Raw genomic sequence first — 13,354 nt, forward strand, 5'->3', positions numbered from 1 at the left:
GTTCACGCGTCTGCGAAGGAACGTTTGCGTGAACGCCCCTGCTACCCTGATGGAAAAGGACCAGACCGCGCCCGTGAAGGAGCGGTTGGTGGTGATCGGCAACGGCATGGCCGGGTGCCGCGCCGTCGAGGAAATCCTTGCCCGCGATCCTGCGCGTTTCGACGTGATGATCTTCGGCGCGGAACCGCGGGTGAATTACAACCGCATCATGCTTTCGCCAGTGCTCGCGGGCGAAAAGGCGTTCGAGGACATCGTCATCAATGGCGAGGACTGGTACGCCGACAACGGCATCACGCTGGTCTCGGGCGATCCGGTCGTCTCGATCGACCGAGAAACGCAGACGGTGGTGGCAAAGTCGGGCCGGGTCGAACCTTATGACAGGCTGCTGATCGCCACCGGCTCCGATCCGTTCATCATCCCGGTCCCGGGCAAGGACCTGGCGGGCGTCGTCACCTTCCGCGATCTGGATGACGTCGACAAGATGCTGAGCGCCGCCGAAAAGGGCGGCTGCGCCGTGGTGATCGGCGGTGGCCTGCTCGGGCTGGAGGCAGCGCATGGCCTTTCGCTTCGCGGCATGAAGGTCACCGTCGTTCATCTCATGCCGACGCTGATGGAGCGTCAGCTCGATGAAGCGGCGGGATACCTGCTCAAGACCGAGCTTGAACGGCGCGGCCAGACCATCGTGACCGGTGCCGACACCGCCGAAATCATCGGTCGGGATGGCCACGTGGCCGGTGTAAGGCTCAAGGACGGGCGCGAATTTGCTGCCGACATCGTGGTCATGGCCGTCGGCATCCGCCCAGCCACCGGCCTTGCCAAGGCGGCAGGCCTCGCAGTCGAGCGCGGTGTTGTCGTTGACGACCACATGGTCACCAGCGACCCGGCGATCATGGCGGTGGGTGAATGCGTGCAACACCGCGGTGCCTGCTACGGTCTGGTTGCCCCCTTGTGGGACATGTGCCGCGCGCTGGCCGATGCGGCTTGCTCGGACCCATCTGGTTATGAAGGTTCGGTCACCTCGACCAAGCTCAAGGTCTCGGGCATCGACCTGTTCTCTGCCGGTGATTTTTCGGGCGGCGATGGCGCGGAGGACATCGTCATGCGAGACGCCGCGCGCGGGCTCTACAAGCGCGTTGTCGTAAGGGACAACAAGCTCGTCGGCGCGGTGCTCTATGGCGATACCGCCGATGGCAACTGGTACTTCGACCTGCTGAAGAAGGGCGAGGATATCTCCGACATCCGGGAGGCGCTGATTTTCGGCCAGGCCTTCGCCAGCGGAGGCGCCCTGCTGGACCCTAATGCCGCCGTTGCAGCTCTTTCGGACGACGCAGAAATCTGCGGCTGCAACGGCGTTTCCAAGGGCAAGGTGATCGAGACGATCAACGCGGGTGCCTGCAGCCTCGATGCGGTGCGCAGCACCTGCAAGGCTTCGGCCTCCTGCGGATCGTGCACCGGTCTGGTCGAAAGCCTGCTGGCGCTCACATTGGGCGGCGAGGTGCAGTCGGGTCCGAAGACGTTGTGCAAGTGCACCAGCTTCAGCCACGATGATGTTCGCCGCCTGATTGTCGACAAGAGCCTCAAGGCCATCCCGCAGGTGATGCAGGAGCTGCACTGGACCACCCCTGATGGCTGCTCCTCATGCCGCCCGGCGCTGAACTACTATCTGCTCTGCGCTTGGCCGGGCGAGTATGAGGACGATCAGAAGAGCCGCTTCGTCAACGAACGCCTTCACGCCAATATCCAGAAGGACGGCACCTATTCGGTGGTGCCGCGCATGTGGGGCGGGCTTACCAACCCGCGGGAACTGCGCGCGATTGCAGACGTGGTGGAGAAGTACAACGCGCCGATGGTCAAAGTGACCGGCGGCCAGAGGCTGGACATCTTCGGGATCAGGAAGGAGGACCTGCCTGCTGTCTGGGCCGACCTCAATGCCGCAGGGATGGTTTCGGGCCATGCCTATGGCAAGAGCCTGCGCACCGTGAAGACCTGCGTCGGGTCCGAATGGTGCCGCTTCGGCACGCAGGATTCGACCGGCCTCGGCGTGAAGCTGGAGCGGATGACCTGGGGTTCGTGGATGCCCCACAAGTTCAAGATCGCGGTGTCGGGCTGCCCGAGAAACTGTGCCGAGGCGACGATCAAGGACTTTGGCGTCGTCTGTGTGGATTCGGGCTACGAACTCCACGTCGGCGGCAACGGCGGCATCAAGGTCCGCGCCACTGACCTATTGTGCAAGGTTGCGACCGAGGCAGAGGCGATGGATGTCTGCGCGGCGTTCATCCAGCTCTATCGCGAACAGGCGCATTATCTTGAACGCACCGCGCCGTGGATCGAACGGGTGGGTCTCGATCACGTGAAGGCAGGCCTGTTCGACGATCCCGACAGCGTGCGCCGCCTCGCCGCGCGGTTCCGCTATTCCCAGACGTTCTGTCAGGACGATCCCTGGGCCGAGCGCGTGGCCGGCAAGGACGCGGACCTGCACCAGCACCTTGCCGAGGTGCGTCCCCTTCAGCTGGAGGCCCTGTAATGATCGGAGACTGGCTCGACATCGGTCACGTAGACCAGATCACCCCCGGCACTGCGCGTACGCTCCCGGTCGTGGGATCGGACGAGATTGCGGTGTTCCGCACGCTCAAGAACGAGTTCTATGCGCTTGTGAACAAGTGCCCGCACAAGCAGGGGCCGCTTTCGCAGGGCATCGTTCACGGCAATGTCGTCACATGCCCGCTGCACAACTGGAACATCTCGCTCAAGACGGGCGAGGCGCTTGGGGAGGACAATGGGTGCGTCCCTACCGTCCCGATGAAGGTTGACGCAGGCCGCATGTACCTTTTGCGCTCGGCCGTTGTCGGGAGGCGTGCCGCTTGAGGGCGGTTCGCACCACGTGCGCCTATTGCGGCGTCGGTTGCGGCATTCGCGCCGAGGTGACGGGAGAGCGCGCGGTCGTCATCCGGGGCGATGCGCAGCACCCGGCGAACCTGGGCAAGCTGTGCTCGAAGGGCACGCATCTGGGCGAAACGGTGGGGCTGGAAGGCCGCCTGCTCCACCCCATGATCGGCAACGCCCGCGCCGGGTGGGATGAGGCGCTCCACCTCGTTGCCGGCAAGATGCGCGACTGCATAGAGCAGCACGGTCCGGACAGTGTTGCGCTCTATGTCTCGGGCCAGCTTCTGTCCGAGGACTACTATGCCGCCAACAAGCTGATGAAGGGCTTTGTCGGCAGCGCCAACATCGACACCAATTCGCGCCTGTGCATGGCCAGCGCCGTCGCCGCGCACAATCGGGCGTTCGGCGAGGACGTAGTGCCGGTCACCTACGATGATCTCGACGAGGCGGACCTGATCCTGTTTGTGGGCTCGAACACGGCTTGGTGCCACCCGGTGATCTGGCAGCGGATCGAGGCGGCGCGCGAGGCGCGGGGTACGAAGATCGTGGTGATCGATCCGCGCCGCACCGAAACGGCGGAACAGGCTGACCTTCACGTGCCCGTCCAGCCAGATGGAGATGTGGCGCTGTTCAATACGCTGCTGGCAGAGATGGTCCGGCGGGGGCTTGCCGATACGGTCCCGGCGATGGGCGAACACGGCCTTTCGCCCGATACCTTTGCCGCGCTGGCCGATCTCGTCGCCACGCACCCGCGCATGGTCACCGTGTTCTCGATGGGCGCGAACCAGTCGATTGCGGGAACGGACAAGGGCAACGCGATCATCAACCTGCACCTTGCCATGGGCCGCATCAACGCGCCGGGCATGGGGCCGTTTTCGATGACCGGACAGCCCAACGCCATGGGCGGGCGCGAAGTCGGCGGGCTTGCCAATATGCTGGCCTGCCATCTCGGCTTTTCCGAAAGCGAACTGTCCGATGTCGCCGCGTTCTGGCAGGCCCCGCGCATGTGCAGCGCCCCCGGCCTCAAGGCGGTGGACCTGTTCCGCGCCGTGCACGATGGCCGCGTCAAATTCCTGTGGGTGATGGCTACCAACCCCGCCGTTTCGATGCCCGATGTCGGTTTCGTGCGCGAGGCCCTGGCCAAGTGCGAAACGCTGGTCGTATCGGACGTGATCGCCGATACAGACACCGCACGGCTCGCCCACATCCGCCTGCCCGCGCTGGCCTGGGGCGAGAAGGACGGCACCGTCACCAACTCCGAACGCCGCGTGAGCCGCCAGCGCGCTCTGTTTGCTGCGCCGGGAGAGGCAAGGGCGGATTGGGCAATCATCGCCGACGTTGCAAAGACGATGGGCTTTGCAGGGTTCGATTGGACCAACGCCGCCGCCGTGTTCCGCGAATATGCGGCAATGACCGCGCTTTCGGTAAAGCACGGCAAGGTTCTTGACCTGACCGCCCATGCCGGGATTTCCGACGCGGATTACGAAGCGCTTGACCCGTTCGTTTGGGGAGGACGCCATCCGCTGCAGGGCCGCGAGATGAAGATCGTGCCCGTCGAGCCCCGCACCCGCCCGGTCGACCCGGATTTTCCCTTGCGCCTCAACACCGGCCGTTACCGCGATCAATGGCACACGATGACCCGCACCGGCCTTTCGCCCACGCTTGCCCAGCACCGGCGCGAACCGCTGCTCGAGGTGCATCCTGCCGATGCCGCTGAGGCAGGTATTGCCGATGGCGCGCTTGCCCGCGTCGTCTCGGCAGCGGGCAGTTCGGTGTTCCGCGCGAGCGTGACCGATGCGCAAGGCCGCGGCCAGGTCTTCGTGCCGATGCACTGGACTGATGCCATGGCGAGTGGCGGGCGCGGCAACCTTCTGCCCGATCAGTCGGTCGATCCGGTGTCCGGCCAGCCTGGTTTCAAGAACAACGCCTGCCGGATCGAGCCGGTCGGCAGCGAATGGCGCGGCTTCCTTGTCCGCCGTGAACCGGTCAGCCCGCAGGGCGTTGTCTGGTGGAGCCGATCCGCGATAGCTGGCGGTTGGCTTTATGAGCTCGCTGGCAACGGCGCTGTCGATGCCGATGCCTTGCTGCCCGCAGGCAATCGCAGCGAGGCGGTCGATCTGGCGCGTGGCATGCGCCGTCTCGCCGTGGTCGATGGCAGCGGCGCGATGGCCGGAGCGCTATTCATCACCCGCATCGGGCAATTGCCACCGCGTGAGTGGATCGCGGCGCAACTGGGGGCGAGTGGCGCGCACCTTATCGAACTGCTGGCCGCGCGGCCCAGCGCTCCTGCGCCGCATCGCGGGCCGGTGGTCTGCGTCTGCCACGGCATCGGCACCAACCAGATTCTTGCCCATGCCGAGCAGGGCGCGCGGACCGTGGCGGAAGTGGGCAGGGCGTGTGGCGCGGGGACCAATTGCGGTTCGTGCCGCCCGGCGATTGCCCGGCTGCTGCGCGAATGGAACGAGACATGCGAAGAGGCTGCGCAATGAACGACTTTCCGCAGGGCATGGTCTGGCTGGTCGGGGCAGGGCCGGGCGATCCGGAATTGCTGACCCGCAAGGCGGAGCGGCTGATTGCATCGGCCAGTGTGATCTTCCACGATGCGCTGGTTGCCCCCGGCGTTCTGGCGCTGGCCGCGCCGAGTGCAAGGCTGGTCCATGTTGGCAAGCGTTCCGGGCGGCATTCCAAGGCGCAGGAGACGATCGACAGCCTGATTGTTGAAGCTGCGCTAGCGGGGCATCGCGTGGTGCGTCTAAAGGGTGGAGACCCTGCGATCTTCGGCCGCGCCACCGAAGAGCTGGACGCCTGCCGCGCGGCAGGCGTGGCGGTGCGGATCTGTCCCGGCGTGACAGCCGCCAGTGGCGCCGCAGCCAGCCTCGGCGCCTCGCTCACCCTGCGCGGCCTCGCTCGCAAGCTGACCTTCGTGACGGCGCATGTCCGTGCGGGCGAAACGCTCTCGCTCGATTGGGCATCGCTGGCCGATCCCGAAGCGACGCTGGCCGTCTACATGGGCAAGTCGTCGGCGGGCGCGGTGTCACGCGGGCTGATCGAGGCCGGGCTGCCCGCCGACACGCCGGTTGCCCTGGTCGAGGCGGCGAGCCTTCCGGAAGAGCGCCAGTTCCATACGCGCCTCGACTTGCTGCCGCTTGTCGCGCGCACGGCGCTGGGCGATGGCCCGGCGCTGTTGCTGATCGGTCAGGCCATGGCGCGGCGCGATGGCGTGACCGCCACAAGCAGCGCCGCGTTCATGGTCAACTCCTGATCAGAACGCAGCGATGCCGGTGATGGCGCGGCCGAGGATCAGCGCGTGGACATCGTGCGTGCCCTCGTAGGTATTGACCGTCTCGAGGTTCACCATGTGGCGGATCACCTGATATTCGCCGGAAATGCCATTCCCGCCGTGCATGTCGCGCGCCATGCGAGCAATGTCGAGCGCCTTGCCGACGTTGTTGCGCTTGACGATGGAGATCATTTCGGGCGCGAACCTGCCGGCGTCCATCAGACGGCCGACTTGCAGTGAGGCGTGAAGGCCCAGCGTGATTTCGGTCAGCATGTCGGCCAGTTTCTTCTGGTAAAGCTGCGTGCCCGCCAGCGGGCGGCCGAACTGATGACGATCCAGCCCATATTGCCGCGCCGCGTGGTAGCAGAACTCCGCCGCTCCCAGTGCGCCCCATGAGATGCCGTAGCGCGCGCGGTTGAGGCAGCCGAACGGACCTTTCAGGCCCTGCACGTTCGGCAGCAACGCATCGTCCGGAACGAAGACATCGTCCATCACGATCATGCCCGTGATCGAGGCGCGCAGGCTAACCTTGTTCTCGATCTTGGGCGCGGACAGGCCTTTCATGCCCTTTTCCAGCACGAAGCCGCGAATGCCGCCGCCATGCGCCTCGCTCTTGGCCCAGACGACGAAGACATCGGCAATCGGTGCGTTGGAAATCCAGGTCTTGGCGCCGTTGAGCACATAACCGCTATCGACCTTCCGGGCCACCGTGCGCATCCCGCCCGGGTCCGACCCCGCGTCAGGCTCGGTCAGGCCGAAGCAGCCGATCCATTCGCCGGTGGCCAGCCTGGGCAGATACTTGCGCCGTTGCTCTTCCGAGCCGTACTCGTAGATCGGGAACATCACGAGGCTGGACTGCACGCTCATCATCGAGCGGTAACCGGAATCGATCCGCTCCACCTCGCGCGCGACAACGCCGTAGGATACGTAACCGGCGTTGGCACAGCCGTAGTCCTCGGGCAACGTCACGCCAAGCAGGCCCTGGCTGCCCATCTCCCGGAAGATTTCAGGGTCGGTATGCTCGTTGGCGAAAGCATCGATCACGCGGGGGGCAAGGCGATCCTGCGCGAAGCTGCGTGCGGCATCACGGATCATCCGTTCATCATCGGTAAGCAGGCCGTCCAGCCCCAGTGCGTCTTCCCAATCGAACGGTACCATGCCTGCCATTGCGTGCTCTCCGAATGCGCTCCCTGTGCGGCGGGTGATTGCACCTGAAATCAGTTCACTTCAACCACCCAAATGGCCACGCGCATCTGATTGTGGGGAAACATTGCAAGCAGGCCCCGCTGCTGGCTAGGTTGGCAAGTGATGACCATGCCGCTCTCGCACCTGCACCCGATCTATGCCGAAATGCCGGTGACAATCTTCGAGCACATGTCCGGCCTTGCCCGCGATCTGGGCGCGATCAATCTGGGACAGGGGTTTCCCGATGGCCCTCCTCCTGCCGAATTGCTGCGCGCGTTGACCTGCGCTGCGATGGAGCAATCGCACCAGTATCCGCCGATGGCCGGATTGCCCGAACTGCGAAGGGCTGTCGCAGGCTTCTACGCTCGCATCCAAGGTCTCGATCTTGCGCCGGAAAGCGTCGTGGTGACATCGGGCGCGACCGAGGCGGTGGCTTCGGCCATCCTGGCGGTGGTTGCGCCGGGTGACGAAGTCCTGCTGTTCGCGCCTGCCTATGATGCCTATGCGCCGCTGGTCCGCCGGGCAGGCGGCAAGCCGGTGTTCGTCGCGCTCAAGCCGCCAGGCTGGGCGTTCGACGCTGCCACCATCGCCGGGGCGATCACGCCCCGGACGCGGGCGCTTGTCCTCAACGATCCGCTCAATCCCACAGGGACGGTAGCGTCGCCAGCCGACCTCGCCATGCTGGCGGGACTGTGCGTTGCGCATGATCTTTTCGCGATCTGTGATGAAGTTTGGGAAAACGTGCGCTTCGACGGCCGGGCGCATGCATCGCTGCTGGCGCAGCCGGGGATGGCGCAGCGGGCGGTCAAGATCGGCTCAGCGGGCAAGATCTTTGGCGCAACCGGGTGGAAGGTTGGCTGGATCGTAGGCGCCCCAGAAGTGGCCGCGGTGGTTGGCCGAGCGCATCAGTTCCTCACCTTCACCACCCCGCCGATGCTACAATGGGCCGTGGCCGAAGCGCTTGACGATCCGGCGATTGCACCAGGCTGCCATGCGCAATGGTCTGTCACGCGCGAGCGGCTGATTGCCGGGCTGAAGCAGCAGGGCTTTTGCGTGTTGGACAACGTGGCAACGTGGTTCACCTGCATCGACCTGCCTGCTTCCGGCATTGCGCTGGACGACCGGACGTTCAGCGAGAGGGCCGTGCGCGAAGCGGGCGTTGCCTCGATCCCCATCTCGGCGCTGTGGGAAGGGGAAGGACGTCCCGATCACATCGTCAGGCTGTGCCATTGCAAGAACGCCGCGATGCTCGACGAAGCGGTGGACCGGCTCGGCCGGTGGCGGACGGAATTGAAATCGAGCTAATTCGATTTCCTCGGTCAGGGCCGATAGTCCAGCAATGTCCAGACTCTGGCGCCACGAGCGCGACGTCGCCCCTCGCTTAGGAAGGCAACCGAAGCAAGGCCCCATTGCCAGCGCTTCTGCATGGCAGAAGAAGCATATCATAACTTGCGCAACTCCTTATACGCAAAACTGATAATATACATTATGTAAATCTACAAGCTTATTTGAGGAAATACTCATATACGCGCGCAATCGTTGGTCTTGAGCGGCCGGGAACCGAAAATCTCGGCAAATTCTGCCGAAAGCCTCACACATTCGGCAAAACCCATTTCATCGCGGCGATTACTAACGGCGGCACCGCAAGGATGAGGAAGCCGCCATGAGCCACTTTCGCCCCAAGTATGTGACTTTCGATTGTCACGGTACGCTGATCAATTTCCAGATGGCAGATGCCGCACGCGATCATTTTGGTCATTTGCTAGACGAGCCGCGCATGGTCGAGTTCATCCGCAACTTCCAGGCATATCGTCTCGATGAAGTGCTGCGCGATTGGAAGCCGTATAGCGAAGTGGTGTACAAGGCCCTGGAACGCACCTGCAAGCGCAACAACGTCTCGTTCAGGCCGGAACAGGCCGAGGAAATCTACAACCGGGTGCCCACTTGGGGGCCCCATGCAGATGTACCAGAGGGTCTCGCAAAACTGGCACGGCATATCCCCCTGGTAATCCTGACCAATTCGATGAACGCACAGATACCGAAGAATGTGGCGAAGCTGGGCGCACCCTTTCACGCCGTTCTGACCGCTGAGGATGCCGGAGCCTACAAACCGCATCTGCAGGCGTTCGAGTACATGTTCGACACACTTGGATGCGGACCGGAGGACATCACTCACGTCTCCTCCTCGTTCCGACACGATCTGATGTCGGCCTATGACATCGGCATCAAAAGCAAGGTCTGGGTCAACCGTGGCCACGAGCCAGCCAATCCATTCTACGAATATAGCGAAATTCCAGACATCACACGCCTGCCCGCAGTATTCGGGCTGTGAGTCTCGGTTCGCCGAGGTGAATGCCATGGCGCCCACCGCACCCATTGCAGCACATTTTGGTGATGGCCCCGCATTCCTGCGCGCTGCCGCCGAAAGCCTCGCGCAGCTTCCGGACACAGCCGAGCCAGAAACCGGCGAGTTCCTGCTGCATGCATACTACGGGATCAAGGCTGCCCTCACAACGCTGTCGTCCGAGGTCGAGCGCACTTGTGTGGCGACGCTTGCCGATGGCCAGCGCCTGATCCTCAAGACCTCAAACAGGGTGTCCGCGTGTGATAGCTTTCGCTTCCAAAGCGCCGTTCTCGCCGAACTCGAGAATGCCGCCGACGTCATTGTCCCGCGTGTGATCCGCACAGATCAAGGCGGCTTGCTATTCGAGCATGAGGATACGGGCGGATACCTCCAGACCTGTGTCGATGGGCCAGCCCTGCACACGCTCGTGCATTCACCCGCCTTGCTGCACGATGTAGGCGCGGGGTTGGCGCGGCTAAACCGTGCCATGGCCACCCTTGAACTGCCCGGCGCCCGGCGGCCGGTCCTGTGGAACCTCCAATGCTGGAATGGCTTGGCCCGCCTGCAGCGTTACGTCCCCGAAGGACCCACCGCCTGCCATGTGCGGCAGGCCATGGCGGACTATTCCGAAGCAATCGCGCCCCGACTTGGCGAACTGGACTGGCAGGCCACTCACAACGATCCGAGCCCTTTCAACATGATCGCAACGCCGCAAGGCGTGGCCTTCATCGACTTCGGCGACGGCGGCTGGAACCCGCGCTTGCAGGACCTCGCCATTGCTGCGGGACACTTCGTTAGCGATCCTGCATTGCCATTGGGGGGAGCCGAGCATCTGATCGCAGGCTATGCCTCCATCCTGCCCCTCTCGGCGCTCGAGCTCGAGTTGCTGCCTGGCCTGATGCGTGCGCGCCAAGGTGCGCTCATCCTTATCAATCATTGGCGAGCGCATCTTTTCCCCGATGCGGCTTGCTACATCATGAAGAACGTCCACAGGGCCGAGAGAGGGTTGGCGCTCCTGAGCCGAAGCGAAACTGCAGCAGCCTGAGGCGCAAAAGTCACGTTCCTGACGACAACCTGATACCCGAACATGAGGCGAGAATCGATGTCTGTAGATCTCATGCCCAATCGTTACCGCCCCGGCGATGCGGAACTGTCGGAGCGCGAGGCCGAGTTGATCGCACGGCGGGATGCTGTGCTCGGCGCATCCTATCGGCTACAATACCGCAAGCCTGTACACTTTGTCCGGGGCGAAGGCATGTGGCTCTACGATCCGGACGATCGGCCCTACCTTGATTTCTACAACAATGTGCCTTCGCTCGGCCACTGCCACCCCGAAGTGAATGCGGCGATGGCCGAGCAGGCCGCGCGGCTCAACGCCAACACGCGATATCTCGAGCCGAGGCTGGTGGAATATGCCGAGCGGCTCACATCAACATTTCCGCCCGAGCTGGACCGCGTGGTTTTCACCTGCACCGGCAGCGAATCCAACGACCTTGCCCTGCGCATCGCGCGTCTCGCGAGCGGTGGCGAAGGGATCATCGTTACGTCTTACGCCTATCACGGCACCAGTGCTGCTGTAGCCGCGGTCTCTCCGAACCTGGGCGCTGCTGTGAACCTGAGTCCCTACGCAAGAATCGCGCGCCTTCCTGGCCCTGCGGGTGTGTCCGATGCAGACGCCTCCGGCTTCTTCGAAGCTGAAGTTCGTGCGGCGATCGCCGACTTGCAGCGTCGTGGCATCGGCGTCGCCGCGCTGCTGTTCGACAGCATTTTTTCCAGCGACGGCGTCTGGATCGATCCCCCGGGCTTCATTGCGGGCGCGGTCGAGGCAGTGCGCGAGGTTGGCGGGTTGGTCATATCGGACGAAGTGCAACCCGGCTTTGGCCGCACCGGCGCCCATATGTGGGGCTTCGAACGCCACGGCATCGTTCCTGATCTGGTCACCTTGGGCAAGCCGATGGGTAACGGCTTTCCGATCGGCGGCGTGGTCGGTCGACGGTCTCCGATGGAGAAGTTTGGCAACACAGCACGCTATTCGAACACCTTTGCCGGCAATACGGTCGGCATCGCTGCTGCCGATGCAGTGCTAACCATTTTGCAGCGGGACTGCATAATGGAAAGCGTACTGGCCGCTTCCGCACGACTGCATGCCGGGCTCGAACAGATTGCGAGCGAAACCCCCGGAATCCGTGCCATCCGCAATGCGGGGCTCTTCTTCGGCGTCGATATCGGTCTGGATTCGGATTCGACCCACCAGCGGCGTGGTCGGGCGCTGGACGTGGTCAATCTCATGCGGGATGACGGCGTTCTGATCAGCACGACCTCCGCAAACGAGGATACCCTGAAAATCAGGCCGCCTCTGGTTTGCCAAGAGGAGCATGTGGATCTCTTTCTGCGATCCCTTCGGAAGGCCCTGGTGGAGGCCTCGAGCTAGCGGCCGCATTCTCTTCGTGCCGTGCAGGGGGCCGCGAGATCTGCGGAAGATCGCACGGTGTCTGCGTAAAGGCACCTGCAACCACTTCCTGACTGATGAAGTCGCGGCAGCCCCATGCGAAGTCAGTGATGTCGAGGCTCATCGCCCGTCCGCCAAGTCGTAAACCGCCTGCCAGCCGCTCGCCTCGAAGCAGCCATAGCCTTATGACCCTGAGCAAGTCTGGACGCTAGCGTTACATTTTTCAGGTTTCTGCCTGATGCCAAGAGCAGGTGCTGGTTGCGCAAAGACGTTCACACCGGCCCCTTTGCACCACCCGCACCTAGTGCATCCGTCCATGCCGTGATCCCTTCCACACGCATTGGTTCCATGTCGAGGGGGCGCATCACGCTCAGCATGCCGTACCAACCGCTACCTGCCACACCCGCATGAGACTCGCGGTCACGTTCGGCAAGCACCTGCACTTCCACGTGATGGCGCTCGATGAGTTCGGCCAATTGCGCAGCACCGGCAGGTGAGAGCTTGACGGTCTCTGCACTGTAGACGGTCTCAGGCTGCGAATAATCAAGTTCGAAGAACGTGCGCTTCATGTGAACCTCGAACAAGGAGCGCAAAGGTTGCTTCCGAAAGACCAAAGCGCGGTCAACCAGCGGCCGCACGCGCCCGCTGCGCAACCGGTCAATCAGCGCCAGACGTTCAAGCCGTTCGAGCGCAGCATCCATCGCCGCAGCCGGCACATTGAAGTCAGCCGCCACTTCCTCTGCCGGCACTCCGCCCAGCAGGGCCATGAACAGGAACGAGAGGAAGATGTTGGTCGACAGGGCTTTCTCCTGCGCCAGCGTCAGCTCATGCGCGAGATCGCCCGGGCACTCCTCTGCCTCCCTTGCCAGGTCACCCAGCACCAGCCCGCACAACTGCGCCATGCGCTCAAGCCGGTCGATCGTGAGTCCCTTGCCCGCCAGCCACCGTTTCACGGTGGCCTCACCGACGCCCAGTTCCCGCGAAAGTCGTAGAACTGTCCATCCATCTTTGCGCAAATGACGGCGCAGAGCAGAAATCATCGCCGATGCCGTAGGTTCGTATCGCGTCATGATCCGAATTAGATGACAGGATGATCCGTTTGGCAAGAGCCCGTCTTCGCACAACCGCACCCATGCATATGCTGCACCCCAACGAACAAGATTCTGCGGACGAAGCTGCGCAACATGCAGCGACCTCGCGAACCCAACGGGAG

At 63.4% G+C, this 13,354-nt stretch carries 10 protein-coding genes; 8 read left to right on the top strand and 2 right to left on the bottom strand.

The features are described 5' to 3' along the window. The first annotated feature begins 49 nt into the window (after positions 1-49). Genes nirB through cobA form a run of 4 tightly spaced genes read left to right on the top strand, consistent with a single transcriptional unit; the run spans position 50 to position 6,145 of the window. A complete protein-coding gene (gene nirB, locus AC1Q5P_RS15300) occupies positions 50-2,524 on the top strand; it encodes a nitrite reductase large subunit NirB (RefSeq protein WP_492519424.1) in 2,475 nt (824 codons plus the stop codon). After that, positions 2,524-2,865 (top strand): nitrite reductase small subunit NirD, encoded by a 342-nt coding sequence (gene nirD, locus AC1Q5P_RS15305; protein ID WP_039338533.1) that lies wholly within the window; start codon positions 2,524-2,526, stop codon positions 2,863-2,865. Before nirB ends, nirD begins: the two co-directional genes overlap by 1 nt. Beyond that, a complete protein-coding gene (locus AC1Q5P_RS15310) occupies positions 2,862-5,372 on the top strand; it encodes a nitrate reductase (RefSeq protein WP_492519386.1) in 2,511 nt (836 codons plus the stop codon). The genes nirD and AC1Q5P_RS15310 overlap by 4 nt, the downstream gene beginning before the upstream one ends. After that, a complete protein-coding gene (cobA, locus tag AC1Q5P_RS15315; RefSeq protein ID WP_039338537.1) occupies positions 5,369-6,145 on the top strand; it encodes a uroporphyrinogen-III C-methyltransferase in 777 nt (258 codons plus the stop codon). The genes AC1Q5P_RS15310 and cobA overlap by 4 nt, the downstream gene beginning before the upstream one ends. Here the strand turns inward: cobA and AC1Q5P_RS15320 are convergent, their stop codons facing one another. Next, on the bottom strand, positions 6,146-7,330 hold the full coding sequence (locus AC1Q5P_RS15320; RefSeq protein ID WP_492519387.1) for an acyl-CoA dehydrogenase: 1,185 nt from the start codon (positions 7,328-7,330) through the stop codon (positions 6,146-6,148). Between the two features lie 141 nt (positions 7,331-7,471). Here AC1Q5P_RS15320 and AC1Q5P_RS15325 point away from each other — a divergent pair, with 141 nt between their 5' ends. The 4 genes from AC1Q5P_RS15325 (at position 7,472) to AC1Q5P_RS15340 (ending at position 12,123) form a co-directional block, all read left to right on the top strand. Further along, entirely contained in the window at positions 7,472-8,653 is a 1,182-nt protein-coding gene (locus AC1Q5P_RS15325; protein ID WP_492519388.1) for an aminotransferase, read from the top strand. A 358-nt stretch (positions 8,654-9,011) separates the two neighbouring features. Beyond that, entirely contained in the window at positions 9,012-9,680 is a 669-nt protein-coding gene (locus AC1Q5P_RS15330) for a haloacid dehalogenase type II (RefSeq protein ID WP_039336005.1), read from the top strand. A gap of 25 nt (positions 9,681-9,705) precedes the next feature. Then, positions 9,706-10,737, top strand: a complete 1,032-nt coding sequence (locus AC1Q5P_RS15335; RefSeq protein WP_492519389.1) for a phosphotransferase enzyme family protein — start codon at positions 9,706-9,708, stop codon at positions 10,735-10,737. A gap of 57 nt (positions 10,738-10,794) precedes the next feature. After that, positions 10,795-12,123, top strand: a complete 1,329-nt coding sequence (locus AC1Q5P_RS15340) for an aspartate aminotransferase family protein (protein WP_492519390.1) — start codon at positions 10,795-10,797, stop codon at positions 12,121-12,123. Positions 12,124-12,413: 290 nt separating this feature from the next. Here AC1Q5P_RS15340 and AC1Q5P_RS15345 read toward each other — a convergent pair whose 3' ends face one another. Continuing rightward, positions 12,414-13,211, bottom strand: coding sequence for a helix-turn-helix domain-containing protein (locus tag AC1Q5P_RS15345; RefSeq protein WP_492519391.1), 798 nt, complete (start codon positions 13,209-13,211; stop codon positions 12,414-12,416). Positions 13,212-13,354: the final 143 nt, after the last annotated feature.

It is taken from the genome of Novosphingobium sp. GW835-FHT14H07, from assembly GCF_058793515.1.